A 25,613-nucleotide genomic window follows, 5' to 3' on the forward strand; every position below is an offset into this window, starting at 1 on the left:
GAGGGACGCCATAGCGGTGGTGATGGGATGAATGCCGTGTCCGATGATGCCGGTCGTCAGCAGGTGCTGACCGAACTGGCCAGACTCGCTGGGCGGTCTTTGCCGACGCTCGATGCACTGGTGCGGCTGGCAGCATCGCATCTGCGTTGCCCGATCGCATGGGTCGGGCTCTTCGACGGAAGCGAATTCGCGCTCTTCGCCCGCACGGGGCTCGCCATCGAGCGCATGCCGCTGCCGCCGGCCGAAGGACTCCAGGCCCTTACCGCGCGCGAAGGGGTGCAGCTTCTCGGCGCCGAGTTGTCCGGCGACGCCGCCCACTGGCTGGCCGCCTGCGGCGCCGTTCGATCACTCGTGGCGGCCCCGCTGCGCGTGGCCGGCCACACCGTCGGCCTGATCTGCGCGATGAGCCCCGAGCCGCGGGCCAAGTTTGAGCAAGCCGACATCACCAGCCTGCTCGATCTCGCCCGCGTCGCAAGCGGCACGATCTCGGACCGCCTCAACGAAGCACGCCTGCACGCCCACGGCGAGCGCGTGCGACAGGCGGGCCTGTCCAGCAGCGATTGGCTCTGGGAGAGCAACGAGCACGGGCGCGTGCAATGGGTATCAGCCGGGGTGGAATCGCACACCGGGTTTCCGCCCAACCGGGTTCTGGGGCGTTCTCTTGCCGAGATCAACCGGCCCTGCCCCGCCGACACCACCAACTCGTGGCAACGCTACGCAGACGCCCGCGCCAGGCTCGCCCCTTTTCGCGACGTCATCTTCGATCGCGAAACCAGCGCCGGCGAGTCGATCACGGTCAGCATCAGCGGCACGCCCGTGTTCGACGACGACGGCGGTTTTCGGGGCTACCGGGGCACCACCAGCAACATCACGCAACGCATGGCCGAGCGCCTTGCGGCCGTCAAGGCCGAGCGGCTGCTCGAGGGGGCGCTCGACAGCCTGAATGTGGGCGTGATGATCAGCGACGCCGATGGCCGCGTGCTCCACGCCAACTCGCGCTGGCTCGCGAGCATTGGCGAGTACATGCAAGACGGCGCCACATGGCCTGAGATCGTCGAGCGCCTGGCAGCTGCCGGCCACTACCCCGACATGCGCGACCCTCGAGAGTTCGTGCGCTGGCGCCTCAACCTGGCCTCACCGCGCGGCGAACAACACGAGCTGCGCTGGCGTGACCGCTGGGTGATCGTGAGCGACCGCCGGCTGCCCGATGACACCGTGGTTCATCTGTCGATCGACATCACCGACCGGAAGAACGCTGAACTTGCGCTGGCCGAGAAGCAAGTGCAGCTCACCGAGTCGCGTTCGCAGCTCAGTGCCGTGCTGGGCGCCGTGCCCGACCTGTGGTTCGTGCTCGATTCCGAAGGGCGCTACCTGCAGTGCAGCTCCGACAAGCACCCCTTTCTCGTCCACAGTTGGGAGAGCGTTCGCGGGCAGCCCTTCGAGGCTGGCGTACCCAAGCCACTGGCCGACCGGGTGGTTGCGGCGGTCAGGCGGGCGCTGGATACCGGTCTCGTGCAGCGGGTCGACTACGACCTCACCATGTCCAGCGGCGAGTTGCACTTCTTCGAGGCACGCATCTCGCCGATGGCGCAGGACCGGGCGCTCTACGTCACGCGCGACCTCACCGAGCTGCGCAACCTCGAACGCGACGTGCTCATCATGCAGCGCGCGCTCGAGGCCGACGCCTCGTTGCCCATCAGCGTGGCCGATGCCACCCAGCCGGGCATGCCGCTGATCTACGTCAACCCGGCGTTCGAGCGGCTGACCGGGTATGGCCGTGGCGAGGTGCTGGGGCGCAATCCGCGCTTCCTGCAAGGGCACCTGACCGGGCAAGCCGGCGCGACCACGCTGCGCGATGCATTGGCCGCGGGTCGGGCCGCCAGCGTCACGCTGCACAACGTCCGCAAGGACGGCACGGTGTTCAGCAACGCGCTGCACGTGGCTCCGGTGCGAGACGCCGCGGGCCAGCTCACCCACTACATCGGCGTTCAACGCGACGTGACCGAACAAAGCCGCTCGGCCGACAAGCTGCGCCTGAGCGAGGAGCTGTACCGCTCGGTTGCATCAGCGATCAGCGACGGCCTGCTGGTGGTCACGCCGGGGCTGTCGATCATTGCCGTCAACCCGGCCGGCTGCGACATCCTCGGCGTCGAGAGCAGCGCCCTGGTGAACCAGCCCGGTGCCTGGCCATTCGAGTTTCTCGATTCCGAGGGGCTGGCGCTGCCGCCGCAATCGCACCCCGTGCACCAGCTGGTGGCCGCGGATCGGCCGCTCATCAACCAGATCCATGCGCTGCGCCGGCCCGACGGCCAGTTGCGCTGGTTGGCGCTCAACGCACACCCGCTTCAGTTGCGGCCCGAGGGCAGCACGTTCTCGGTGGTGCTGACGTTCCGAGACATCACCCAGCAGCGCCTGGCCGAGCAGATGCAGCGCGAGAAGCACGCCGCCGAACTGGCCAGCCGTGCCAAGAGCGAGTTCCTCTCGCGCATGAGCCACGAGATGCGCACGCCCTTGAACGCGGTGATCGGCTTCTCGCAGCTTCTGGCGATGGACCCGGACACCCTGGGCTCGAAAGGCGTGCGCGACTACGCCGGCCACGTGCTCGATGCGGGCGAGCACCTGTTGAGCCTCGTGAATGATGTGCTCGACCTGCAGAAGATCGAGGAAGGCGCGCTCACCTTGCACATGGGCGTCATCGAGTTGCGCCACGCGGTGTCGCGCTCGATGGAACTGCTCTCACCGGGGTCGCAGGCCCGCCAGGTGGCGTTCGACAACACAGTGGACGCAGGCGTCTGGGTGCACGCCGACGCCCAGCGGCTTCGCCAGGTGCTGCTCAACGTGGGCTCGAACGCCGTCAAGTACAACCGCGACGGCGGTCGCGTGCGCTGGAGCGTCGAGCAACACCGCGCGGGCAGGGTCACCCTGTGCATTGAAGATACCGGAGACGGCATCAGCCCCCTGCAGATGGGCCGCCTGTTCCAGCCCTTCGAGCGGCTGGGCCGTGAGACATCGGGCATCGACGGTACGGGGCTCGGCCTCATCATCGCGCGCAGCCTGGCCCAGGCGATCGGTGGCCGGCTGAGCATCTCCAGTCGCGTGGGCCACGGCACCTGTGTGCGCCTTGACCTGCAACAGGCCGAGGCGCCGTCGGTCGCCGCGCCGGAGGTGGCGGTGCCGATCGAAGCGCCCCAGCCCGCGGGGCTTCGCATGATGTATGTCGAAGACAACCGCATCAACGCCCTGCTCTTCGAGGAGGCCATGCGCATGCACAGCCGGCACATCGAGTTGCGCGTGGCCGAAGACGGCCCCGAGGCGATCGAGCTGGCCCAGGCGTGGCAACCCGATGTGCTGGTGCTCGATGCGCACCTTCCGGGCATCACGGGGTTCGAAGTGCTGCGCCAGTTGCGCTTGCTGCCCGGGCTCGACAACGTGCCGGCCTACATGTGCTCGGCCGACGCAATGCCCGACGACATCCAACGCGCTTACGAAGCCGGTTTTGCCGGTTACTGGACGAAGCCCATCAACATCGGCGCGATCCTGGCCGACCTCGAATCCCACTTGCAGCGGGCACGATAATCGCGGCCTCCCCGCTCGCCCCGCCCTCCATGCCGTTTGCCCGCGAACCCGCCCCCGCCTCGTCGGGGTCGGCGCCAGACACTGCGATCCTGCTGTGCAACCTCGGCACACCCGACGCGCCCACGGCCGGCGCCGTGCGGCGCTACCTGGCGGAGTTTCTGAGCGACCCACGGGTGGTCGAGATCTCGCGCCTGCTGTGGTGGCCGATCCTGCACGGCGTGGTGCTGCGGGTGCGGCCCGCCCAGTCGGCCAAGCGATACGCAAGCGTCTGGACACCCGAGGGCTCGCCGCTCACGGTCTGGACGGACAAGCAGGCCAAGCTGCTGGCTGGCTATCTCGGCGAGCGCGGGCACCGCGTCACCGTGCGATTCGCCATGCGCTATGGCTCGCCCGCGATCGGGCAAGTGCTGGACGAGCTCAAGGCCACCGGCGCCAGGCGGGTGCTCGTCATGCCCCTGTACCCGCAGTACTGCGCAGCCACCACCGGCAGCGTGATCGACGCCGTGGCCACCTGGGCCACCAAGGTGCGCAGCCTGCCGGAGTTGCGCTTCGTGAACCGCTACCACGACGAACCGCGCTACATCGACGCCCTGGCCCAGCGGCTGCTCCAGCACTGGCAGACCCACGGCCGGGCCGACAAGCTGGTGATGAGCTTTCACGGCATGCCCAAGCGCACCCGAACGCTCGGTGACCCGTACTACGACGAGTGCCAGCAGACGGCGCAGGCGGTGGCGCAGCGCGCCGGCATCAAGCCCGAACACGTGCTCGTAACCTTCCAGAGCCGGCTCGGCCGCGCCGAGTGGCTGCAGCCCTACACCGAGCCGGCGCTCGTCAAGCTGGCACGCGAAGGCGTTCGCCGGGTCGACGTGATGTGCCCCGGCTTCGCCGCCGACAACCTCGAAACGCTCGAAGAAATCAACATCGAAGCGCGTGAGGCCTACTTGAAAGCGGGTGGGCAAGAGTTCAACTACGTGCCTTGTCTCAACGACCAGCACGAAGGCATGGCAGCCCTCACCGCCCTCGCCCTGCAGCACATGCAGGGCTGGGACACCCGGGCCGACCCATCCCCGACGCAACACGGCAAAACATGAGTTCCGCACCGCAGGCCGTGCGCCTGGACAAATGGCTGTGGGCCGCGCGCTTCTACAAGACGCGCGGCCTGGCCACGCAGGAGATCGACAAGGGCCGCATCCAGGTGAACGGGCAGGTGGCCAAGCCATCGCGTGATCTCAAGCCCGGCGATCGCGTCGAGATCCGCCAGGGCCCGGTGCTGCGGGAGATTCAGGTCCGCGCCCTGAGCAGCGTGCGCGGCCCGGCGCCGGAGGCCCAGGCGCTCTATGAGGAAACGCCCGAAAGCCTGGCCCGGCGCGAAGAAGCCGCGAGGCAGCGCCGTGAAACCCCCGAGCCGGCGCTCGCGATCGGGCAGGGCCGCCCCACCAAGCGCGACCGCCGGCAGCTGGCCGACTGGAACCGCTGGAGCGCCTCGGCCGATCCAGACTGAGCGCCGGCCGCCTCAGCAGACCGAAATCGCCCGTCTGGCCCGGATTTCTTCGGAAATCTTCAGAAAGGGCCCTTGAAAACCGCAGCGAGGCACCCAGATGCCCGCCTTCCAAAGGGATATGCGCATGCAGAACACAGAAGACAACACCCAGAACCCCGGTGCCGCCGACTCCGCGACCGCTCAGTCCGGCGCCCAGCCGACCCCTGAATTCGCAACCGCGGCCACCGGCACCGAGCCGTCGGTCGACGCCCGTCTGGCCGAGATGTCGGACGCCTACCTCCGGGCCAAGGCCGAAGCCGAAAACGTGCGCCGCCGCGCCGAAGAAGAGATCAGCAAGGCCCGCAAGTTCGCCGTCGAGAGCTTCGCCGAGAGCCTGCTCCCCGTGAAAGACAGCCTCGAGGCCGCCATCGCCATCCAGGCCGCCACGCCCGAGCAGTTGCTCGAAGGCGTGCACGCCACGCTGCGCCAGCTCGCGCAGGCCCTAGAGCGCAACAAGGTCATCGAAATCAACCCCCAGCCCGGCGCCAAGTTCGACCCCCACCAGCACCAGGCGATCAGCATGGTGCCGGCCGACCAGGAGGCCAACACGGTCGTGGCGGTCCTGCAGAAGGGCTACTCCATCGCCGAGCGCGTGCTGCGCCCCGCCCTGCTGACGGTGGCCGCGCCCAAGTAAAGAAATCCACAAGCGGCATTACTTGAAATTGCCGCAGTTATCCACAACTCGAAGACATCCAGTTTTTTTGATTCAGGAGAGCACAACATGGCAAAGATCATCGGTATCGACCTCGGGACGACCAATTCCTGCGTGTCCATCATGGAAGGCAACACCACCAAGGTGATCGAGAACAGCGAGGGTGCACGCACCACGCCGTCCATCGTGGCCTACCAGGAAGACGGCGAGATCCTCGTCGGCGCCTCGGCCAAGCGCCAGGCCGTCACCAACCCCAAGAACACGCTGTACGCGGTGAAACGCCTGATCGGACGCAAGTTCACCGAGAAGGAAGTTCAAAAGGACATCGACCTGATGCCCTACAAGATCGTGGCCGCCGACAACGGCGACGCCTGGGTCGAAGTGCGTGGCCAGAAGCTGGCAGCGCAGCAGGTCAGCGCTGAAATCCTGCGCAAGATGAAGAAAACGGCTGAGGACTACCTCGGCGAAGCCGTCACCGAAGCGGTGATCACGGTGCCCGCGTACTTCAATGACGCGCAGCGCCAGGCCACCAAGGACGCCGGCCGCATCGCGGGCCTGGACGTCAAGCGCATCATCAACGAGCCGACCGCGGCCGCGCTGGCCTTCGGCCTCGACAAGAACGACAAGGGCGACCGCAAGATCGCCGTGTATGACCTGGGCGGCGGCACCTTCGACATCTCGATCATCGAGATCGCCGATGTCGACGGCGAGAAGCAGTTCGAAGTGCTGTCGACCAACGGCGACACCTTCCTGGGCGGCGAAGACTTCGACCAGCGCATCATCGACTACATCATCACCGAGTTCAAAAAGGAACAAGGCGTCGACCTGTCGAAGGACGTGCTGGCCCTGCAGCGCCTGAAGGAAGCCGCTGAAAAGGCCAAGATCGAGCTCTCGAACAGCGCGCAGACAGACATCAACCTGCCTTACGTGACGGCCGATGCCTCGGGCCCGAAGCACCTGAACATCAAGCTCACCCGCGCCAAGCTCGAAGCCCTGGTCGAAGAGCTGATCGAGCGCACGATTGCGCCTTGCCGCACCGCCATCAAGGACGCCGGTGTCAACGCGAGCCAGATCGACGACGTGATCCTCGTCGGCGGCATGACCCGCATGCCCAAGGTGCAGGAGAAGGTCAAGGAGTTCTTCGGCAAAGACCCGCGCAAGGACGTGAACCCCGATGAAGCCGTTGCCGTGGGCGCGGCCATCCAGGGCCAGGTGCTGGCCGGCGACCGCACCGACGTGCTGCTGCTCGACGTGACCCCGCTGAGCCTGGGCATCGAGACCATGGGCGGCGTGATGACCAAGATGATCAAGAAGAACACCACGATCCCGACCAAGTTCTCGCAGGTCTTCTCGACCGCCGAGGACAGCCAGCCGGCCGTCACGATCAAGGTGTTCCAGGGCGAGCGCGAAATGGCGTCGGGCAACAAGAGCCTGGGCGAGTTCAACCTCGAAGGCATCCCGCCGGCACCGCGCGGCACGCCGCAGATCGAGGTCACGTTCGACATCGACGCCAACGGCATCCTGCACGTGAACGCCAAGGACAAGGGCACCGGCAAGGAGAACAAGATCACCATCAAGGCGAACTCGGGCTTGAGCGAAGACGAGATCCAGCAGATGGTGAAGGACGCCGAGCTGAACGCCGCCGAGGACAAGAAGAAGCTCGAACTGGTGCAGGCACGCAACCAGGCCGACGCACTCGTCCACAGCGTGAAAAAGTCCCTCGGCGAACACGCCGAGAAGCTCGATGCTGGCGAGAAGGAAAAGATCGAGGCCGCGCTGAAGGATGCCGAGGAAGCCCTCAAGGGTGAAGACAAGGCAGACATCGAGGCCAAGACCGAAGCCCTCATGACGGCCAGCCAGAAGCTGGGCGAGAAGGTCTACGCCGACGCGCAGGCAGCGCAGGCTGCAGCGGGTGCCGCTCAAGCGGAGCCGCAGGCGCAGGGCGGTGGGTCTTCTTCGTCGAAGCCGGCTGACGACAACGTGGTCGACGCCGAATTCACGGAAGTGAAGGACAAGAAGTAAGGCAGCCGAGCCATTTGGCCCGATGCATGCTTCCCCCGTGGGCTGTCACCAGCGCACGGGGGAATTTGCGTTCAGCTGGCGCAACAGTTGACGCAACTGACGACGCCCCGAAAGTGACCCCCAGCGGTAGCAAAGCACATGGCAAAGCGTGACTATTACGAAGTTCTCGGCCTGGCGAAGAACGCCTCCGACGACGACATCAAGAAGGCCTACCGCAAGCTGGCCATGAAGTACCACCCTGACCGCAACCAGGGTGACGGCGCCAAGAAGGCAGAAGAGCAGTTCAAGGAGGTCAAGGAGGCCTACGAGATGCTCTCGGACGAGCAAAAGCGTGCCGCCTACGACCAGTACGGCCACGCCGGCGTCGACCCGAACATGGGCGGCGGCTTCCGCCCAGGCGGACCGGGCGCTGAAGGCTTCGGTGGCTTTGCCGACGCGTTCGGCGACATCTTCGGCGACATCTTCGGCGGCCAAGGTGGCCCGCGCCGCGGCGGCCAGCAGGTCTATCGCGGCTCTGATCTCAGCTACGCGATGGAGATCACGCTCGAAGAGGCCGCGCAAGGCAAGGAGACGCAGATCCGCATCCCGAGCTGGGACGAATGCGGCACCTGCCATGGCAGCGGCGCCAAGCCCGGCACCAGCGCCAAGACCTGCCCCAGTTGCAATGGCGCCGGCCAGGTGACGATGCGCCAGGGCTTCTTCAGCATCCAGCAGACCTGCCCGCATTGCCACGGCACCGGCAAGATCATCCCCGAGCCCTGCGCCACCTGCCATGGCCAAGGCAAGGTCAAGAAGAACAAGACGCTGGAGGTGAAGATCCCCGCCGGCATCAACGAAGGCATGCGCATTCGCTCGGCCGGCAATGGTGAGCCTGGCACCAACGGCGGCCCGGCCGGCGATCTCTACATCGAGATCCGCATCAAGCAGCACGAGATCTTCGAGCGCGATGGCGACGACCTGCATTGCACCGTGCCCGTCGGCCTGACGACCGCGGCGCTCGGTGGGCAGATCGAGGTGCCCACGCTCGGCGGCAAGGCTGAGATCGACCTCCCGGAAGGCACGCAGCACGGCAAGACCTTCCGCCTGCGCGGCAAGGGCATCAAGGGCGTGCGCTCCAGCTACCCGGGCGACCTGTACTGCCACGTGAGCGTCGAGACGCCGGTCAAGCTGACCGAGCACCAGCGCAAGCTGCTGCGCGAACTCGACGAGTCGCTGTCCAAGTCGGCGGACCGCCACTCTCCCAACAGCAAGGGCTGGGCGAACCGGGTGAAGGATCTCTTCAAGTAAGCCCTCGGTCTGCGATGTTCAGATTGCAGTCAGTGGAAGCAGTAGCAGAATCATCGCCATGCACATCACGCTGATCGAAGACGATATCGATCTCGGCCAAGCGGTCGCAGATCATCTCGTGGCCCAGGGCCACGCCGTGGAATGGCTCAAGACAGCCGCGCAGGCGCGCGACGCGATCGGGCGGCTGAACGAAGAGCGAAGCAGCGACCTGGTGCTGCTCGACCTCGGCCTGCCCGATGGCGACGGCATGGATCTGCTGAGCGTCGTGCGCGCGCAGACGCCGCCGTTTCCGGTGCTGATCCTGAGTGCCCGCGATCAATTGCGCGATCGGATCCAGGGCTTGTCGTCGGGGGCTGACGACTACCTCGTCAAGCCCTTCGATCTCGAAGAACTGAGCGCACGCGTGGATGCCGTGGCACGGCGCTACGCGCTGACCTTGGCGCCCGTGCTGCTGCTGGCCGGCGGCGCGCAGGTCGAGTTCCATGCTCAGGTGGCGCGGCGTGATGGCATCAACCTCTCGCTGACAGCCATGGAATGGGCCCTCTTGCGCTGCCTTGCCGTCAACCCGGGCCAGACCTGGAGCAAGGACGCCCTCACCCGCCGGCTCTACACGCAAGGCGAGACCAGCGACAGCAACACACTCGAAGTGCTGATCAGCCGACTGCGCAAGAAGCTCGGGCCTGAGTCCATCAGCACCACGCGCCAACTCGGCTACCGGCTCGAACGCGCTCCCGAATGAAGCCTCGCCGCTGGAGCCTGGCGCGCGTGCTTCGGCGCCGCCTGCTGGCTGCGGTGGCTGTGTTGTGGTCGGCGGCCGCTGTGGTGGCAGCTGTCGCCGTGCGATTCGAACTCAACACCGTTCTCGACAGCGCCCTGGTCGCGGTGGCCGACCAGATCCCGCTGGAAGGCGCCGCCTCGGCGCTGCAGCCGCCTGCGGCGAACCACGTGCCGGCCCTGCTGCCGAACGCCTTGCCCGACGAGGTGATGCACGTGCTGATCCGAGATGGCCAGGGCACGGTGCTCTGGCACAGCGGGCCGCGCACCAGCCTGCCGTGGCCGCTCGATGCCAAGCCAGGCCTGCAGACCTTCGATGGCTGGCGGGTGGCGACGCGCAGGCGCGACGACAACCATCTCATCGTGCAAGTCGGCGAGCCGCTGGCCGAGCGACGCGAGGCGTTGGGCGAAAGTACCGCAGCGCTCGTACTGCCGCTGCTGGCGCTCCTGCCGCTGGCTGCGCTGCTGATCGATCTGCTGCTGCGCCGCTCGTTCACTGGCGTGAACCAGGCCAGCGAGCAACTTCGCGCCCGACCCGAGGGCGACATATCGCCCCTGCAGGCCAACGACCTGCCCACCGAGTTCGAGCCGATGATGGCGTCGATCTCCGCGCTGGTCGCGCGACTGCAGGGCATGGTGCGGGCCGAACGTGCGTTTGCTGCCAGCAGCGCGCATGAATTGCGAACCCCTCTTGCGGCGGCACGCGCCCAGGCGCAGCGGCTGGTGGCCGAGTTGCCGGGCAAGGATGCGCAGGAGCGGGCCTTGGGCCTGGTGCGATCGCTCGATCGCCTGAACAACACCGCGACAAAGCTCTTGCAGCTCTCGCGCGTGGAGTCTGGCATTGCTCTGGCCCGCGAGCCGGTCGATCTGAGCCAGCTTGCAACGCTGGTGCTCGATGAGTTCCGCCACCACGCAGGCGCGATGCACCGCATCACCCTCAAGTTGCCCGATGACCCCATCGTGGTGAACGGCGACATCGACGCCCTCGGCATCGCCATCCGCAATCTGATCGAGAACGCACTCAAGCACGCGCCCGGGGCTCAGGTGGAGGTCTCGGTCGAGGCACCCGGGCGGGTGCTGGTGTCCGACAACGGGCCCGGCGTGAGCGCCGATGTGCTCGGCACCTTGTCGCAGCCTTACCAGCGGGGCACCACCCGGATCGAAGGCACCGGGCTCGGGCTGGCGATCGTCGCGCGCATCGCGCAGCAGCAGCGAGCCAGCCTGAAGCTGGAGTCGCCGCCACCGGGCGTGGACAGGGGCTTCCGTGCCACACTGACCGTTGCCTCCTGACCCTGCACGTGCGCCCATGCGACTGTTTCATCGATCAGCCTCCGATGGCCGATCCGCTCACACCACCGACGGCTGGAACCCGCTGACCCTCAGTTGGCTGGCCAGCCTGTGGATGGCGGCGCTGGCCAATTGGCCGCTGTGGAGCGCGCTCACCCACCTGCCCGAGATGGCATCGGTGCGCGGCAAGCTCTTCATGCTTGCGTTCTTCGGCATGGTGGCCGGCCTCACGGCCCTCGTCCTCACCCTCTTCAGCTGGCGCTGGGCGATCAAGCCCGCGCTGCTTGTGTTTTTGCTCACGGCAGCGTCGGTGGCCTATTTCATGGGCACCTACAACGTCGTCATCGACAGCTCGATGATCGTCAACATGCTGCAGACCGACGCGCGCGAAACACGCGATCTGCTGAACCTGCGATTTCTGCTCACGCTGCTGATCCTGGCGGGCGCCCCTTTAGCCTGGCTGATGCGCGTTCGAGTGCAGTCGCTCGGCACGTGGGGGCAACTCAAGAGAAACCTGCTGGGCGCTGCTGCCGCGCTGGCCTTGCTGGCCGTTCTGCTGTTCACCTTCTTCGCTGACATGTCGGCCACCATGCGCAACCACAAGCCCCTGCGCTACATGATCAACCCGCTCAACGCCTTCTATGCGCTGGGCAACGTGGCGGCCCAAGCCAGCGCCAAACCGAGCGGTCCACCCGCCGCCGTGGGACTCGACGCCGTACTCCCGGACCGGCCCGCCGGCAAACTGCCACCGCTGGTGTTGCTCGTGGTGGGGGAAACGGCACGGTCCGACCACTTCTCGCTCAACGGCTATGCACGGCCCACCAACCCGCAGCTTGCGAAGCACGACGTGGTCAGCCTGCGCGAGGTGCGGTCTTGCGGCACCAGCACGGCCACCTCGCTGCCATGCATGTTCTCGGTCTTCGGCAAGGCGAGTTTCGAATCCGAAAGCCATGAACGCGAGAACCTGCTCGACGTGCTGCAGCGCGCCGGCCTGGCGGTGCTGTGGCTCGACAACCAGGCGGGCTGCAAAGGCATCTGCGATCGCGTGCCCAACGCCTATGCGCACGACGGCGCCCAACTCCCAGCCGCCCTGTGCGACGGCGCCGAGTGCTTCGACGAAGCCCTTCTGCATGGCCTGGACGCGCGCCTCGCAGCGCTGCCCGCCGAGCGCCGCGCCAGGGGTGTCGTGATCGTGCTGCACCAGATGGGCAGCCACGGCCCGGCGTACTGGAAGCGTTCGCCGGACGACAGCAAACCCTTCAAGCCCGAATGCCAGACCAATGTCTTGCAGCAGTGCGATCGGCAGGCACTCGTCAACACCTACGACAACTCGATCGCCTACACCGACCGCGTGCTGGCAGGCGCCATCGAGTGGCTGCGGGCCAGGACGAACACCTATGCGGGCGCCATGGTCTATGTGTCCGACCACGGTGAATCCCTGGGGGAGAACAATCTCTACCTGCACGGCCTCCCTTATGCGTTTGCGCCGCGAGAGCAAAAGCACGTGCCATGGGTGATGTGGTTCTCGGCCCCGGCGGGCGGCAGCCAAGCGGCCACCTGCCTGCAGGCGCAACGTGACACCGCATACAGCCACGACAACCTGTCGCACACCGTGCTGGGGCTCACAGGCGTGCACACGTCGGTGTACCAACCCGCGCTGGACGTGGCGGCCACCTGCCGCTCACGCTGATCCCGGCCGATCTTCGATTCTTCGATTGGCGGCAAGTCAGATCAGAACAGCTCGCCTTGGTCTGATGACGACGCGGCGGCGGCCACGGGAGGCGCAGCACGGCCCGGTTTGCGGAACAAGGACAGGTCGAGCTCGATGCGCGTGCGGTTCAGGCCGAAGCGCGCGCAGGCCTTGTGGAAGCGCTGCCGCAACAACTGCGCCCACACGCCTTCGCCCACCATGCGCGAGCCGAAGCTCGCGTCGTAGTCCTTGCCGCCCCTCATCTCTCGCACGCGCGCCATGACCCGCGCGGCACGATCGGGGAAGTGCTGCTCCAGCCACTGCTGAAACAGCGGATTCACCTCCCAGGGCAAGCGCAGCACCACGCTGAAGGCAGAGGTGGCGCCAGCTGCCGCCGCAGCTTCGAGAATGCGTTCGACCTCAGGCTCGTTGATGAACGGGATCACGGGCGAAACGCTCACGCCTACGGGCACGCCAGCTCGCGCCAGCGTTTCGATGGTGCGCAGCCGGCGGTGCGGCGCGGCCGCCCGAGGCTCCAGGATGCGAGAGAGCTTGGCGTCGAGCGAAGTCACCGACACGTAGACCGCGACGAGACGGTCGGCCGCCATGGGTGCGATCAGGTCGAGATCACGCTCCACGCCCGACGATTTCGTGACGAGCGAAAAAGGGTGCCGGCATTCCGAAAGCACCTCGATCACCGAGCGGGTGATGCCCAATTTGCGCTCGACCGGCTGATAGGCGTCGGTCGCCGATCCGATGTTGATCATCGACGGCTCGTAGCTTCGCTTGGCGAGCGCTTCTCTCAATCGCTCGGCCGCATTCACCTTGGCCACGATGCGAGTTTCGAAGTCCAGACCCGGGGACATGTTCAGGTAACTGTGCGTCGGCCGCGCGAAGCAATAGATGCAGCCGTGCTCGCAGCCGCGATACGGGTTCACCGAGAGGTCGAAGTTGATATCAGGCGAGTCGTTCGACGCGAGAACCGACTTGGCGTGCTCCTCGATGATCTGAGTCTCGCGCGGCAGGTGCGCCTCTTGCGCCATCTGGTCCACCGTACCCCAGCCGTCGTCGAACTCCTCGCACCCCTGACCTGCGAAGCGGTGAAGGATGCTCCAGCCCGTGCCGCGCCCCTTGAGCGCGTCTTGCCCGGTGTGCTTGGGTTTGTCGGCTGGCTGGTGGTTCATCTGGCGCGCTCGGTAGGCGCCAGTATGCATCAAACACTGTATACACGTACAGCTTCCATCAACGCCCGTTGTGGCGCCGACGCCAGTCGCCCGGCGTGAGCCCCGTCCATCGCTTGAACGCGTGCTGGAACGCCGACTGATTGGCAAAGCCCAGGGCCAACGCGATCTCGCTCAGGCTCACCTGCGGCTCGGCCAGGTGCAACTTGGCCTGCGCCTCGCGGATGCCATCGAGCAATGCGCGAAACGTGAGGCCGTGCTCTTCGAGACGACCCTGCAAGGTGCGCGGCGCCATATCGAGGTCGGCCGCCAGGGCTTCGAGCGTCAAAGCTCCGGTACCCAGCCGCTCGCGTAGCCGGCGGCGCAGTCGGCCCAGCACGGTCGTGGCGCCGCCATCGATTCGATCCAGTTCGGCCGCGGCTTGGGCGCGCAGCACGCTGTTGACGCACGGATCATGCTGCCGGACCGGCAACGACAAATAGTCGCTCGCCGCCCGCACGGCAGTGATGGGGCTGTGAAAACTCACCCGGCCCCCGAAGCAGCGCTTGTAGGTGGCCATGTCGGCGAGCGGCGACCCCTCGAAGCGAGCGTCGAAGCTCACCTCGGGCTCGCCGGTCAACCAGCGGGCACGCCAGACCCACCCACCCATCAGCAGATGGGCGAGCCGCGGCGACACGGTGTCGCTGGTCGCCACGAGCCGCATCTCGAATTGGCGGTCGTCGAGCGAGGCCTTCACGCGGTAGGCATTGCTGAACAGGCGCTGGAAGCGCACGAGCAGGGCACCGACCTCGGCGATCGACGGGCTGGTCATCAACGCGAACCCGAGCACGCCGCCTTCGTAGGTCTGGATGAATTCCGACGCCTTCAGCGCGATACCCGGGTCGCCAAGACGCTGTTCGGCCAGGTCGAGCACCGCGTGGAACTCATCGAGCGCGATGGCCGGCACGGTGTCTGCGCGCTCGATGCGTTGCAGGATCGACGCGGCGTACACACCCGCCGGGTCGACGCCCTGCTGGCGCAGGTATGCGAGCACGGCCCTGCAGTAACCCACGTGAACGTTCAACACCCGGGGAGCCACGAGTTCGCGCGCGGTGCGCCGACCCGGCAGCACCTCGTTGGCAGCATGCGAGCCTGCGGGGTGAGCGACGTGCGGGCCGGCGTCGTCAACCGGGAGCGGCAGGTCGAGAGGCCGAGGAAGCGTCACGGGCGTTCGACTCCTTGATACGTTCGATCGACTCGATGCGGATGCGCTCGCCACCGATGAAGGCCTCGTTGCGCAGCGCCTCGACCTGCTGGAAGCGCGTCGCTTCGGCCAGGCTCGCGTCAGCGAAGATCTCCGCGCGCCGTTGCAGGTAGGCAGCCACGCGACTATCCCACGCAGAGGTTTCGCGATCCAGTGTTTCGAGGCGATCGGCGGCGTCGCGGCCCACCAGGGTTTCCCTGATCTCGTGCAGTTCGCCCGCGTTGCCACCCCGCTCTCGCCACGCCGTGGTGAGTTCGTCCAGCGTCTGCACTGTTTCGACGATGCCCATCTGCTCGCGCACAGATGCCGGCAGTGAGGCCTGCAGTTCGGCCATTCGCGCCGCCTTCTGCACAGGCGTCAGGCTCGCATCGTTCAGGATCGCGACCTTGTTCAGGCTGTGCCGATCGTAGGCCTCGTCGTCAGCAAAGAAGGCAGTTGCCACCTCGGGCTGAAAGTGGCGCGCTCGCAGTGCCGATGCCGTGGCCAATCGGCCCTGCAACTCGGCCAAGGTCGTCGCCCTCGCGCCCGACAGACTGCGCGCAAGCTCCCTCTTGTAGTCGACATAGCTGTCGAAGAGCGCAAGCGCCTGCGTGCCTGCCGGCGCACCCGCCGCGAGGCGGCCCAGGTGGGCCCGCACGCGATCGCGAAGGCGCGCGTCGGGTTCTTCGCCGCTGGCCGAAAGGAAGTAATCGAACATCAGCCGCAAGCCCCGGGTGGGCTTCAAGTTGCCGCGTTCGTCCATGGCCAGCTCACCCGCGATCTCGGTGCCCTGCAGCGACGCAGGCAACATCTCGAGGCCGGTGCGGAAGACGGACTGTGCTTCGTCCACCACCGCGCCCGAGGTGCCGGCGCGCAACCACACATCCACGCCGGCCGAGTCGGCATGGGCCACAGTGGGCGGAGCGGCTGCCTCGCGGCGGCCACCCCAGGCCCACAGCGCCAGCGTCGCCAACACGACGATGGCGCCGCCGACCCACAGGCGGCGCCGCGACGCATCGATCCGAAGGATCTGCGCGTGCTTCATCGCTGTGCCCCGATCAAAGGCCGGCGAGCTTCAGGCGGTTGGCGTGCTGCCGGTACAGCGCCACCGGGTCGGTGAAGCCCGTCACGCCGAAGAAGTGATTCATCGTGTCGATGTGGTTCAGCCCGTAGTTGCTGCGAAGCACCACGCCGAGGTGGCTGTCGCACTGCCCGACCAGGCCGTCGTTGGGCTGCCCCTTGAAGGCCAGCGCCGTCAAGGACAGCGCGTAGTCACCCGGGTCGAGCAGGTTGGTGATCGGCGAGGTGCCGCTCCACGAGTAGTAGCGCACGCCGTTCACCACCGCGGCGCCTTGGCCGCAACGGGTCGTCGGGACACCCTGCGGGAAGTTGCGGTTGAAATTGGCGGCCCCCGCTGTCGTGAGCGAACTCAGCACGCCATTGCCGTCGGCCGGCAGGCCCGAGCTGCCCGAGAGCAGGTCGATGATCTGGCCCAGGCCGGACACGACGGAATTCAAGACCGCGTTGGTGAAGCTGCCGCCTGGCGCCACGCCCGCAATGACGTCGGCCACAGGCGAGCCTCCCGTGGTACCGCTGACAGACGTGACCGACGCCACCTTCTGCGGCGCCACTGCTGCCACATAGCGCGTCGACTGGTTGCCTTGGCTGTGGCCGATGAGGTTCACCTTCTGCGCGCCGGTGATCGCGAGAATGGTGTTCACCTGCGCCAGCAGCTGTTCACCGCGCACCTCGGACGAATTGACGGCCGAAACCTTGGTCGTGTAGACCTTCGCGCCGTTGCGCTGCAGGTCACCGGTGATGCCATACCAGTAGTCGATACCGACCATGGTGTCCCAGCCCATCAGGCCATGGCCGAGAACGATGGGGTACTTGGTGGCGGCGTAGGTGCCGGCGGCGCCGGCAGAGGCGGATGCGCCGATGAGTGCGGCGCAGGTCAAGGCGCCGAAGAGGTGGCGGTTCATGCGAGTCTCCTGTTGTCGTCGGGTTCTGCCGGCCAGAATCCTGGCCTCGGCAGGGGGCGATGGTGTGCGCCCTCCCCCAACGCGTATTGCCCGTACGCGCGAATGTTTTGCTCAGACGCGTGGAGCTAGGGCAAACACGGAGCCTCGCTCCGACCGGATTCGGCCTGCCACAGCACCCGCGGCGGAACGCCGTCGATCAGTAGAAGTCGCCGCCGGAACTACCCGGCGCCATGTTCTCGAACTTGGTCAACGGCTTGAGGAAGGCCAGCTTCACCGTCCCGGTGGGGCCATTCCGTTGCTTGCCGATGATGATCTCGGCTACGCCGGGTTCCTTCGACTGCTCTTTCATGTAGTAGTCGTCCCGGTAGATGAACATGATCACGTCGGCATCCTGCTCGATGGCGCCGGACTCGCGAAGGTCGCTCATCATCGGGCGCTTGTCGGTGCGGGTTTCAACGCTCCGGTTGAGCTGCGACAACGCGATCACAGGGCACTTGAGCTCCTTGGCCAGCGACTTCAGGCCCCGCGAGATCTCGCCGATCACCGTGGCCCGGTTTTCTTCGCTGCCGCCACCGCTGCCGCTCATGAGCTGCAGGTAGTCGACCACGATCAACCCGAGCTGGCCGCATTGCCGTGCTTGGCGGCGTGCGCGGGCCCGCAGTTCGCTGGGGCTCAGGGCCGATCCCTCGTCGATGAACACAGCTGCCTTGCCGAGCTTCTCGACGGCCTCGGACAGGCGGCCCCATTCATCGTCCTGCAGCTTGCCGGTGCGCAGGTGGCCCTGGTCGATGCGACCGAGCGAGCCGACCATACGCAGCGCCAATTGCGCCGCACCCATTTCCATCGAGAACACCACCACGGGCAGGCCTTCGTTGACCGCGACGTTCTCGGCGATGTTCAACGCGAAGGCGGTCTTGCCCATTGATGGTCGCGCCGCCAGAACGATCAGATCGCCGGGCTGCAGGCCGGCGGTCATCTTGTCCATGTCGTAGAAACCGGTGCGCACGCCTGTGACTTCCTCGGCGCCGTTCTCGTGCAACTCGTTCACGCGGTCGATCAACTGGACCACCAGGGTGTCCATGCTGATGAAGCCCTGGCGCGACCGAGATCCCTCTTCACCGATCTTGAATATCTTGCTCTCGGCCTCGTCGAGGATCTGCGGCACCGGCCGGCCTTGCGGGTTGAAAGCCGCCGTGGCGATCTCGTCACTGACTGCCACCAGCTTTCGAAGCACTGCCCGCTCGCGAACGATCTCGGCATAGCGGCGCAGGTTGGCCGCACTGGGCACGCTCTGCGCCAGCGCATTGAGGTAGACGAGACCGCCGCAGTCCTCGGCCTTGCCAAGGCTTTGCAGCTGCTCGAAGACGGTGATCACGTCGGCCGGCTTGGCGGCATTGATCAAGCCACCAATGGCGGCGTAAATGAGGCGATGCTCATGGCGATAGAAGTCGCTGTCGTTGAGCAGGTCCCCCGCGCGATCCCAGGCGCTGTTGTCGATCAGCAAGCCCCCCAGCACGCTCTGCTCGGCCTCGATCGAGTGCGGAGGGATGCGCAGGCGAGCAACCTCGTCGTCGGGACGGGAAGCACCTGGGAGTTCGTTGCTGGAGAAGACTGCGGCCATCGCGGGATCATACGAACGCCTCGCGCCACGGCTGTGGACAAGGCTGGGGATAAGCGGGGGGCTTCAGGTGGAAATGCGATACCACCAATGAAAAAGGGCCGGCAGAGCCGACCCTTCGTCGCAGACTGCGGGTAAACCGCAGTCGCTCGTACTTCGATGATCAGTCGGTTTCGCCGACGACGACCACCTTGACCTCGACCACCACATCGGTGTGCGGAGCCACATTGACGACGTGCTCGCCAACGGTCTTCAGCGGGCCATTGGGCAGGCGAACCTGAGCCTTGGCGACCTTGAAGTCGATGCGCGTGAGCGCTTCGGCAATGTCGAAGTTGGTGACGGAGCCGAACAGACGGCCATCGACACCCGCCTTTTGCGTGATGTGGACGGTGCGACCGTTCATCTTCTCGCCCAGAGCTTGAGCAGCAGCCAGCTTTTCAGCGGCAGCCTTCTCGAGTTCGGCGCGACGGGCTTCGAATTCCTTGATCGCGGCCTCGGTGGCACGGCGAGCCGTGCGCGTGGGGATCAGGAAGTTGCGTGCGTAGCCGTCCTTGACCTTGACGACATCGCCAAGGTTGCCGAGGTTGGCGACTTTTTCCAGCAGGATCACTTGCATGTCGTTGCTCCTCAGACCTTGTGCTGGTCGCTGTAAGGCAGCATCGCCAGGAAGCGAGCGCGCTTGATGCAGGTGGTCAGCTGGCGCTGGAAGAACGCACGCGTACCCGTCAGGCGGGCCGGCGTGATCTTGCCGTTTTCGCCGATGAAGTCGCGCAGCGTGTCGATGTCCTTGTAGTCGATCTCTTCGACGCCGGTCACCGTGAAGCGGCAGAAGCGCTTGCGGCGGAACAGCAGGGATTGTTGGTTGCGCTTGGGCTTGCGGTCCTTCGAGAACCGACCTTTACCACGTGGCGGGGGCATATTTCACCTCACTTGAATATCTATCCGGAACAAACATTGAGCGAAGAACGGTTGGGTTCTGGCTCACTCGAATTCAGTCACATGCAGAACAGTGCCGCGGCCGTTTCGCTGGTGGGTCAGAAAGCCGGCAAAGGTGCCAGCCGCTCCGATCTCCAGCCGGGCCAAGCGCTGCGCGATCTCCCCGATGGCCACCGCGCGCATCTCCAGGGAGACCTTGCGGGGTTGTCCGGCTTCGCTGACTTGCGACTCGTGCTTGAGGCCGAGATCGCAGGCCGGCAGGCCGGCGGGGGTGTATCGCATCGCGCCCCGCTCCACCATCTGGGCCGACAGAACCACGCGGTTCATGCCGCCTCAGGCGTGTGAAGCGCCGGGCACTTCGGCGTCAGGCCGAAGCCTCCTGTTGCTGAGCTGCCTTGCGGGCATCTTCCTTCTCGACCGACTTCATCATCACCGAGGGGCCGGTCTCGGCCTTGCTCTTGACGACGGTCAGGTGACGCAGGACGGCATCGTTGAAACGGAAACCCGTTTCGAGCTCGGCGAGGACTTCCTTGCTGGCTTCGATGTTGATGCACAGGTAGTGGGCCTTGGCGAGCTTCTGGATCAGGTAAGCCATTTGGCGGCGGCCCCAATCTTCCACTCGGTGCACCTTGCCACCACCGGCGGTGACGATGCCCTTGTAGCGCTCCAGCATGGCCGGAACCTGTTCGCTCTGATCCGGATGGATGAGCAGGATGATTTCGTAATGACGCATTGAGACTCCTTCTGGTTTCCTGTGTCCCGCCGGACATCGACGGGCTTTCAGGGCAGCCACCCCGTAGGCGTCTGTGACAGGCAATCAGCTGCTGCTGAGAAGCCCGATCAACCGGGTGTGGCAAGGTGAGCCTGCGATTCTACTCCGAAACGACCCTCCCCCGCCAGGGCGCTCACCTCGGCAAGCGGATGCCGTCGACGAAGCTCTGGGCGCGCGCTCCGCCGGGCGCGCTGAGCAGGCTGCCGATGACCAGACCGAGGAACCCGGCAAGTACGCCGAACACACCGGCAGAGATCGGCTGGATGCCGAACCAGAGCTGGATCGGCATCGAGATGCCAAAAGCTTCACGGATCCAAGCTTCGTTGCGCGCCATGTAGTAGATGGTGACCAGCATCCCGGCACTCATTCCCAGCACAGCGCCACTCGCAGTCGCGCGCTTCCAGAAAATGCCGAGCACCAGCGCCGGAAAGAGCGCAGAAGCCGCCAGAGAGAACGCTGCCGAGACCAGGAACACGATGTCCGCCGGCTTCTGCGCGGCAACCGCTGCAGCGCCCAGCGCCCCCACCAGCAACAGCATTTTCGAGGCCGTCACCCGGCGACCGTTGGATGCCTGCGGGTCGATGATCTTGAAGTACACGTCGTGCGACAGCGCGTTGGAGATGGTCAGCAGAAGCCCGTCCGCCGTCGACAGCGCCGCCGCCAAGGCCCCGGCAGCCACCATGCCCGAGACCACGAATGGCAGCCCCGCGATCTCGGGAGTGGCCAGCACGACCATGTCGGAGCCGAGCCGGATCTCGCCCAGTTGCAAGATGCCATCGCGGTTGATGTCGTGCACCGACAGCAGGCCCGGGTCGACCTTCGACCAGTTGGCGATCCACGCCGGCAGTTGGTCGAACGGTGTCCCCACCAGCACGTTGAACACCTCGAACTTCACGAGCACTGCCAAGGCCGGGGCCGACAGGTAGAGCAGCAAGATGAAGAAGAGCGACCACGTCACCGACTGCCGCGCCTGCCGCACGGAAGGCGTCGTGTAGCTGCGCATCAGGAGGTGTGGCAAGGCCGCGGTGCCAATAGTGAGGCAGAACACCAGAGCCATGAAGTTAAGGCGCGAATCATTGAAATCTCGACGCCCGGCCTCCGTTCCCTGCGGGTCACCCGCAAACGGCAATGCATGGGGCGGCAGACCGCCCAGCGGTTGGGCTCGTGATTCGTTGCTGGACTTGGCCTGTTCCCACATGCGGCGCGCCGACGAGACGTCGCGCGGGAGCGCCAGCAGGGCCTTCTCGGCGGCTTGCACCTGCGCAAGCGCGGCGTCAGCGGCACGCAAGTCGCTCACCCGCTGTCGCGCCGTCTGTTGCTCGCGCGCCAGCGCCGCAGGCACATCCTTGAGCTTCTCGGCGTACTCCTGCGCCCGCATTTCGTAGAGCGCAATGACTTCGAGCTCCTTCGGGTCGGTGCTTAACACCTGTTCTCGCGCTGTCACCTTCTCCAATTGAGCGCCGTAGATCGCCTGCGGAAATGGCACGCCGGTCTGCTTGATCGACAGCCAGAACACCGGCACGAGAAAGGCGACGATGATGACCGTGTACTGCGCAATCTGTGTCCACGTGACTGCCCGCATCCCCCCCAGGAAGGAGCACACGAGCACGCCGCCCAGTCCGAGAAATATCCCGATCTCGAACGCCACCCCGGTGAGGTGCGCCGTGATCAGCCCGATCGCGTAAATCTGCGCGACGACGTAGGTGAACGAGCAGAGGATGGCGGCCACGACTCCCACCAGGCGCGGCCAATGGCTGCCGTAGCGCTCACCCAGAAAGTCCGGGATCGTGTACTCCCCGAACCGCCGCAGATAGGGCGCCAGCAACAGCGCAACAAGGCAGTAGCCCCCCGTCCAACCCAGGATGAAGGCCAAGCCAGCGTAGCCCTGCAGGTACATCGTGCCGGCCAGGCTGATGAAAGATGCCGCCGACATCCAATCGGCCGCCGTGGCCATGCCGTTGTAGACAGCCGGCACTCGCCGCCCCGCGACGTAGTAGTCGTCGGCATTCGTCGTCCGGCTCATCACGCCGATGCCGGCGTACAGCAGCACCGTAGACAGCAGAAAGATCGCACCGATCCAGCGGCGCGAGACCCCCAGCATCTCGAGCCCGGACAGCGCCGCGATGAAGCACAGCAACGCCAGCAGGTAGCCGCCGTAGATCCGATGGAGCCGCCGGGTGAACGCGATCTGAGGCACGTCAACCATGGGTCTCGTCGCTCTCCAGCGTGGCATCGAGCCGGTTCATCGCCCAGGCGTAGTAGCCAATGAGCGCCAGGTACACCAGCAGCGCGCCTTGTGCCGCGACCCAGAAGCTGAAAGGCCAGCCGAAGAAACTGAAGGCGAGATCACGTGCAAAGAAGACGCCGCCGAACGTGACCAGAACCCACACGCACAGCAGTGCGGCGGTGATTCTCAAGGTCTTGCGCCAATAGGCGGCGCGCGGGTCGTCGAGTTGCCCCATGGTCGGGGGCGATTCTCAAGCGCCGGGCCGTGCCGGCGCCATCCTCAACAACCCGCGTCAGGGCTCAACGCCGCGCCAGACGCCGCCAGGTGTCGACAACAGTGTCGGGGTTGAGCGAGATCGAAACGATGCCCTCGGCAGCGAGCCAATCCGCGAAGTCGGGGTGGTCGCTCGGGCCCTGGCCGCAAATACCGACGTACTTGCCGACCGCACGGCAGGCAGCAATGGCGCGCGAGATCAAGGCCTTGACCGCCGGATCGCGCTCGTCGAAGTCTTGCGCGAGGATCTCCATGCCCGAATCGCGGTCGAGGCCCAGGGTGAGCTGGGTCAGGTCGTTCGAGCCGATCGACATGCCGTCGAAGTACTCGAGAAACTGCTCAGCCAGAACGGCATTGCTCGGTACCTCGCACATCATGATGATGCGCAGGCCGTCTTGCCCTCGCTTGAGGCCCTTCTCGGCCAGCATCTCCGTCACACGCTTGGCCTGGCCGATCGTGCGCACGAACGGCACCATGATCTCGACGTTGTTCAGGCCCATGTCGTTGCGCACGCGCTTGAGAGCCTCGCACTCCATCGCGAACGCTTCGCCGAAACCTTCACTGACGTAGCGCGATGCGCCGCGAAAGCCCAGCATCGGGTTCTCTTCCTCGGGCTCGTAACGCGAACCGCCAATCAGCTTGCGGTACTCGTTGCTCTTGAAGTCCGACAGCCGCACGATCACCGGCTTGGGCCAGAAGGCAGCCGCAATGGTGGCGATGCCTTCGGTCAGCTTGTCGACATAGAACGCACGCGGCGAGGCGTGCCCGCGCGCCACCGACTCCACCGCCTTCTTGAGATCGCTGTCGATGTTGGGGTAGTCGAGGATCGCCTTCGGGTGAACGCCGATGTTGTTGTTGATGATGAACTCGAGCCGCGCGAGGCCCACGCCGCTGTTGGGCATTTGCGCGAAGTCGAAGGCCAGCTGCGGGTTGCCCACGTTCATCATGATCTTGATCGGGCAGTACGGCAGTTCGCCGCGCTCGACCTCGGTCACTTCGGTCTCGAGCAGGCCGTCGTAGATGTAGCCGGTATCGCCTTCGGAGCATGCGACTGTCACCAGCGCCCCGTCCTTCAAGGTGTCGGTTGCGTCACCGCAGCCCACGACTGCGGGGATGCCGAGTTCGCGCGCGATGATGGCCGCGTGGCAGGTGCGCCCGCCGCGGTTGGTCACGATGGCGGCGGCGCGCTTCATCACCGGCTCCCAGTTGGGGTCGGTCATGTCGGTCACGAGCACGTCACCGGGTTGCACCGTATCCATCTCGGCCAGGCTGTGCACAATGCGCACGGGTCCGGTGCCGATCTTCTGGCCGATGGCGCGGCCTTCGGCCAGCACGGTGCCGGTGCCCTTCAGCTTGTAGCGCTGCTCGGCCTTGCCCTCTTGCTGGCTCTTCACCGTCTCGGGGCGCGCCTGCAGGATGTAGAGCTTGCCGTCAGCGCCGTCCTTGCCCCATTCGATGTCCATCGAGCGGCCGTAGTGCTGCTCGATGATGAGCGCGTACTGCGCCAGCTCGGTGACGTCGGCATCGGTGAGCGAGTAGCGGTTGCGTTGCTCGGTGGCGGTATCGACCGTCTTGACGAGCTTGCCTGAGGCTGCCTTCTCTTCAGGCGTGGCGAACTCCATCTTGATCAGCTTGGAGCCCAGGTTGCGGCGAATCACGGCCGCCTTGCCCGCCTTCAACGATGGCTTGTGCACGTAGAACTCATCGGGGTTCACGGCGCCCTGCACCACCGTCTCACCCAGTCCATAGCTCGAGGTGATGAACACCACGTCCTTGAAGCCGCTCTCGGTGTCGATGGTGAACATGACGCCAGCAGCGCCGACGTCGGAGCGCACCATGCGCTGCACGCCCGCCGACAGCGCCACATCGGTGTGCGCGAAGCCCTTGTGCACCCGGTAGCTGATCGCACGGTCGTTGTAGAGGCTCGCGAACACCTCTTTCATCTTGTGCAGCACGTCGTCGATGCCGACCACGTTGAGGAAGGTCTCCTGCTGGCCGGCGAAGCTCGCGTCGGGCAAGTCTTCGGCGGTCGCCGAGGAGCGCACGGCGAACGACGCGCCAGGGCTGCTCGCAGTCAGCTTGGCGAACTCCGTCGTGATGGCAGCCTGCAAGTCGGCCGGGAACGGGGTGTCTTCAACCCATTTGCGGATCTCCGCACCCGCCTGGGCAAGCGCGCGCACGTCTTCGGTGTTGAGGGCAGCAAGCCGCGCATTGATCTTGTCGGCCAGACCGTCGTGCGCCAGAAAACGGCGGAATGCGTGGGCCGTGGTGGCGAAACCGCCAGGCACCCGCACCCCGGACGCAGCCAGCTGACTGATCATTTCGCCGAGCGAGGCGTTCTTGCCGCCTACGGTCTCGACGTCAGTCATCCTCAGATGTTCAAACGGTACGACCAGGGCGGTCGCCGGGTTTGTGGTTGACATGGGAAAACTCCGTGATGTTGCAAAACCGGGGGTTCCCAGGCCAGTCGCGAGCCGAAAGGCGGCTCAAGCGTTTGCGTTGCGGCCCGCTGCGCGATGCATTCTTTAAATGGAGCAGGCGGCTGCATGGTGGTTAGCTGGGAAACGTCGATTT

Annotated in this window: 21 protein-coding genes; 9 read left to right on the forward strand and 12 right to left on the reverse strand. The window is 65.8% G+C overall.

The window, feature by feature from the left end:
- The first annotated feature begins 27 nt into the window (after nt 1–27).
- From AC1KAR_RS00780 to AC1KAR_RS00820, 9 genes are all read left to right on the forward strand, one after another.
- Nucleotides 28–3,576: a PAS domain-containing protein gene (locus AC1KAR_RS00780; RefSeq protein ID WP_480313764.1), complete on the forward strand. Its 3,549-nt coding sequence runs from the start codon at nt 28–30 to the stop codon at nt 3,574–3,576.
- Between the two features lie 29 nt (nt 3,577–3,605).
- Nucleotides 3,606–4,667 carry a ferrochelatase gene (gene hemH, locus AC1KAR_RS00785; RefSeq protein WP_480313766.1) on the forward strand — a complete coding sequence of 354 codons (1,062 nt, stop codon included), beginning with the start codon at nt 3,606–3,608 and terminating at the stop codon, nt 4,665–4,667.
- Nucleotides 4,664–5,077, forward strand: coding sequence for an RNA-binding S4 domain-containing protein (locus AC1KAR_RS00790; protein ID WP_480313768.1), 414 nt, complete (start codon nt 4,664–4,666; stop codon nt 5,075–5,077). The genes hemH and AC1KAR_RS00790 overlap by 4 nt, the downstream gene beginning before the upstream one ends.
- A gap of 124 nt (nt 5,078–5,201) precedes the next feature.
- Nucleotides 5,202–5,750 carry a nucleotide exchange factor GrpE gene (gene grpE / locus AC1KAR_RS00795; RefSeq protein WP_480313770.1) on the forward strand — a complete coding sequence of 183 codons (549 nt, stop codon included), beginning with the start codon at nt 5,202–5,204 and terminating at the stop codon, nt 5,748–5,750.
- An 87-nt stretch (nt 5,751–5,837) separates the two neighbouring features.
- Nucleotides 5,838–7,790 carry a molecular chaperone DnaK gene (dnaK, locus tag AC1KAR_RS00800; RefSeq protein WP_480313772.1) on the forward strand — a complete coding sequence of 651 codons (1,953 nt, stop codon included), beginning with the start codon at nt 5,838–5,840 and terminating at the stop codon, nt 7,788–7,790.
- Between the two features lie 138 nt (nt 7,791–7,928).
- Nucleotides 7,929–9,077 carry a molecular chaperone DnaJ gene (dnaJ, locus tag AC1KAR_RS00805; protein ID WP_480313774.1) on the forward strand — a complete coding sequence of 383 codons (1,149 nt, stop codon included), beginning with the start codon at nt 7,929–7,931 and terminating at the stop codon, nt 9,075–9,077.
- 58 nt (nt 9,078–9,135) lie between these two features.
- Nucleotides 9,136–9,816 (forward strand): response regulator transcription factor, encoded by a 681-nt coding sequence (locus AC1KAR_RS00810; protein WP_480313776.1) that lies wholly within the window; start codon nt 9,136–9,138, stop codon nt 9,814–9,816.
- Nucleotides 9,813–11,141: a sensor histidine kinase gene (locus AC1KAR_RS00815; protein ID WP_480313778.1), complete on the forward strand. Its 1,329-nt coding sequence runs from the start codon at nt 9,813–9,815 to the stop codon at nt 11,139–11,141. Before AC1KAR_RS00810 ends, AC1KAR_RS00815 begins: the two co-directional genes overlap by 4 nt.
- Before the next feature lie 16 nt (nt 11,142–11,157).
- Nucleotides 11,158–12,828, forward strand: a complete 1,671-nt coding sequence (locus AC1KAR_RS00820; RefSeq protein ID WP_480313780.1) for a phosphoethanolamine transferase — start codon at nt 11,158–11,160, stop codon at nt 12,826–12,828.
- Between the two features lie 41 nt (nt 12,829–12,869).
- On the opposite strand, the gene AC1KAR_RS00825 is transcribed toward AC1KAR_RS00820, so the two are convergent.
- The 12 genes from AC1KAR_RS00825 to ppsA all read right to left on the reverse strand — a co-directional run bounded on the left by AC1KAR_RS00825 (nt 12,870) and on the right by ppsA (nt 25,462).
- Nucleotides 12,870–14,012 carry a PA0069 family radical SAM protein gene (locus AC1KAR_RS00825; RefSeq protein ID WP_480313782.1) on the reverse strand — a complete coding sequence of 381 codons (1,143 nt, stop codon included), beginning with the start codon at nt 14,010–14,012 and terminating at the stop codon, nt 12,870–12,872.
- Between the two features lie 58 nt (nt 14,013–14,070).
- On the reverse strand, nt 14,071–15,213 hold the full coding sequence (locus tag AC1KAR_RS00830; RefSeq protein WP_480313784.1) for an AraC family transcriptional regulator: 1,143 nt from the start codon (nt 15,211–15,213) through the stop codon (nt 14,071–14,073).
- Nucleotides 15,173–16,276, reverse strand: a complete 1,104-nt coding sequence (locus AC1KAR_RS00835; protein ID WP_480313786.1) for a lipase secretion chaperone — start codon at nt 16,274–16,276, stop codon at nt 15,173–15,175. The genes AC1KAR_RS00830 and AC1KAR_RS00835 overlap by 41 nt, the downstream gene beginning before the upstream one ends.
- A gap of 13 nt (nt 16,277–16,289) precedes the next feature.
- A complete protein-coding gene (locus AC1KAR_RS00840; protein WP_480313787.1) occupies nt 16,290–17,213 on the reverse strand; it encodes a lipase family alpha/beta hydrolase in 924 nt (307 codons plus the stop codon).
- 196 nt (nt 17,214–17,409) lie between these two features.
- Nucleotides 17,410–18,834: a replicative DNA helicase gene (gene dnaB, locus AC1KAR_RS00845; RefSeq protein WP_480313789.1), complete on the reverse strand. Its 1,425-nt coding sequence runs from the start codon at nt 18,832–18,834 to the stop codon at nt 17,410–17,412.
- A 160-nt stretch (nt 18,835–18,994) separates the two neighbouring features.
- Nucleotides 18,995–19,447 (reverse strand): 50S ribosomal protein L9, encoded by a 453-nt coding sequence (gene rplI, locus AC1KAR_RS00850; protein ID WP_480313791.1) that lies wholly within the window; start codon nt 19,445–19,447, stop codon nt 18,995–18,997.
- An 11-nt stretch (nt 19,448–19,458) separates the two neighbouring features.
- Nucleotides 19,459–19,749: a 30S ribosomal protein S18 gene (gene rpsR, locus AC1KAR_RS00855; RefSeq protein WP_047496240.1), complete on the reverse strand. Its 291-nt coding sequence runs from the start codon at nt 19,747–19,749 to the stop codon at nt 19,459–19,461.
- A 63-nt stretch (nt 19,750–19,812) separates the two neighbouring features.
- Nucleotides 19,813–20,094 (reverse strand): primosomal replication protein N, encoded by a 282-nt coding sequence (priB, locus tag AC1KAR_RS00860; RefSeq protein WP_480313793.1) that lies wholly within the window; start codon nt 20,092–20,094, stop codon nt 19,813–19,815.
- 37 nt (nt 20,095–20,131) lie between these two features.
- Nucleotides 20,132–20,500, reverse strand: coding sequence for a 30S ribosomal protein S6 (rpsF, locus tag AC1KAR_RS00865; RefSeq protein ID WP_480313795.1), 369 nt, complete (start codon nt 20,498–20,500; stop codon nt 20,132–20,134).
- Nucleotides 20,501–20,672: 172 nt separating this feature from the next.
- The gene (locus tag AC1KAR_RS00870; protein ID WP_480313796.1) at nt 20,673–22,745 is read right to left on the reverse strand and encodes a sodium:solute symporter family protein; all 2,073 of its coding nucleotides are present in this window, start codon (nt 22,743–22,745) and stop codon (nt 20,673–20,675) included.
- Nucleotides 22,738–23,001, reverse strand: coding sequence for a DUF4212 domain-containing protein (locus AC1KAR_RS00875; RefSeq protein ID WP_480313798.1), 264 nt, complete (start codon nt 22,999–23,001; stop codon nt 22,738–22,740). The genes AC1KAR_RS00870 and AC1KAR_RS00875 overlap by 8 nt, the downstream gene beginning before the upstream one ends.
- Nucleotides 23,002–23,065: 64 nt before the next feature.
- A complete protein-coding gene (ppsA, locus tag AC1KAR_RS00880) occupies nt 23,066–25,462 on the reverse strand; it encodes a phosphoenolpyruvate synthase (RefSeq protein ID WP_480313799.1) in 2,397 nt (798 codons plus the stop codon).
- Nucleotides 25,463–25,613 lie beyond the last annotated feature (151 nt).

The organism is Piscinibacter sp. PDB1-1 (assembly GCF_056675995.1).

What these genes read in the sequence shown, in the direction of transcription:
- dnaJ (WP_480313774.1), top strand. Translation starts at nt 7,929, where the DNA reads ATGGCAAAGCGTGACTATTACGAAGTTCTCGGCCTGGCGAAGAACGCC.
- grpE (WP_480313770.1), top strand. Translation starts at nt 5,202, where the DNA reads ATGCAGAACACAGAAGACAACACCCAGAACCCCGGTGCCGCCGACTCC.
- dnaB (WP_480313789.1), bottom strand. Translation starts at nt 18,834, where the DNA reads ATGGCCGCAGTCTTCTCCAGCAACGAACTCCCAGGTGCTTCCCGTCCC.
- AC1KAR_RS00825 (WP_480313782.1), bottom strand. Translation starts at nt 14,012, where the DNA reads ATGAACCACCAGCCAGCCGACAAACCCAAGCACACCGGGCAAGACGCG.
- dnaK (WP_480313772.1), top strand. Translation starts at nt 5,838, where the DNA reads ATGGCAAAGATCATCGGTATCGACCTCGGGACGACCAATTCCTGCGTG.
- AC1KAR_RS00780 (WP_480313764.1), top strand. Translation starts at nt 28, where the DNA reads ATGAATGCCGTGTCCGATGATGCCGGTCGTCAGCAGGTGCTGACCGAA.
- ppsA (WP_480313799.1), bottom strand. Translation starts at nt 25,462, where the DNA reads ATGTCAACCACAAACCCGGCGACCGCCCTGGTCGTACCGTTTGAACAT.
- AC1KAR_RS00820 (WP_480313780.1), top strand. Translation starts at nt 11,158, where the DNA reads ATGCGACTGTTTCATCGATCAGCCTCCGATGGCCGATCCGCTCACACC.
- AC1KAR_RS00810 (WP_480313776.1), top strand. Translation starts at nt 9,136, where the DNA reads ATGCACATCACGCTGATCGAAGACGATATCGATCTCGGCCAAGCGGTC.
- priB (WP_480313793.1), bottom strand. Translation starts at nt 20,094, where the DNA reads ATGAACCGCGTGGTTCTGTCGGCCCAGATGGTGGAGCGGGGCGCGATG.
- rplI (WP_480313791.1), bottom strand. Translation starts at nt 19,447, where the DNA reads ATGCAAGTGATCCTGCTGGAAAAAGTCGCCAACCTCGGCAACCTTGGC.
- AC1KAR_RS00790 (WP_480313768.1), top strand. Translation starts at nt 4,664, where the DNA reads ATGAGTTCCGCACCGCAGGCCGTGCGCCTGGACAAATGGCTGTGGGCC.
- AC1KAR_RS00835 (WP_480313786.1), bottom strand. Translation starts at nt 16,276, where the DNA reads ATGAAGCACGCGCAGATCCTTCGGATCGATGCGTCGCGGCGCCGCCTG.
- AC1KAR_RS00815 (WP_480313778.1), top strand. Translation starts at nt 9,813, where the DNA reads ATGAAGCCTCGCCGCTGGAGCCTGGCGCGCGTGCTTCGGCGCCGCCTG.
- AC1KAR_RS00840 (WP_480313787.1), bottom strand. Translation starts at nt 17,213, where the DNA reads ATGAACCGCCACCTCTTCGGCGCCTTGACCTGCGCCGCACTCATCGGC.
- rpsF (WP_480313795.1), bottom strand. Translation starts at nt 20,500, where the DNA reads ATGCGTCATTACGAAATCATCCTGCTCATCCATCCGGATCAGAGCGAA.
- AC1KAR_RS00870 (WP_480313796.1), bottom strand. Translation starts at nt 22,745, where the DNA reads ATGGTTGACGTGCCTCAGATCGCGTTCACCCGGCGGCTCCATCGGATC.
- rpsR (WP_047496240.1), bottom strand. Translation starts at nt 19,749, where the DNA reads ATGCCCCCGCCACGTGGTAAAGGTCGGTTCTCGAAGGACCGCAAGCCC.
- AC1KAR_RS00875 (WP_480313798.1), bottom strand. Translation starts at nt 23,001, where the DNA reads ATGGGGCAACTCGACGACCCGCGCGCCGCCTATTGGCGCAAGACCTTG.
- hemH (WP_480313766.1), top strand. Translation starts at nt 3,606, where the DNA reads ATGCCGTTTGCCCGCGAACCCGCCCCCGCCTCGTCGGGGTCGGCGCCA.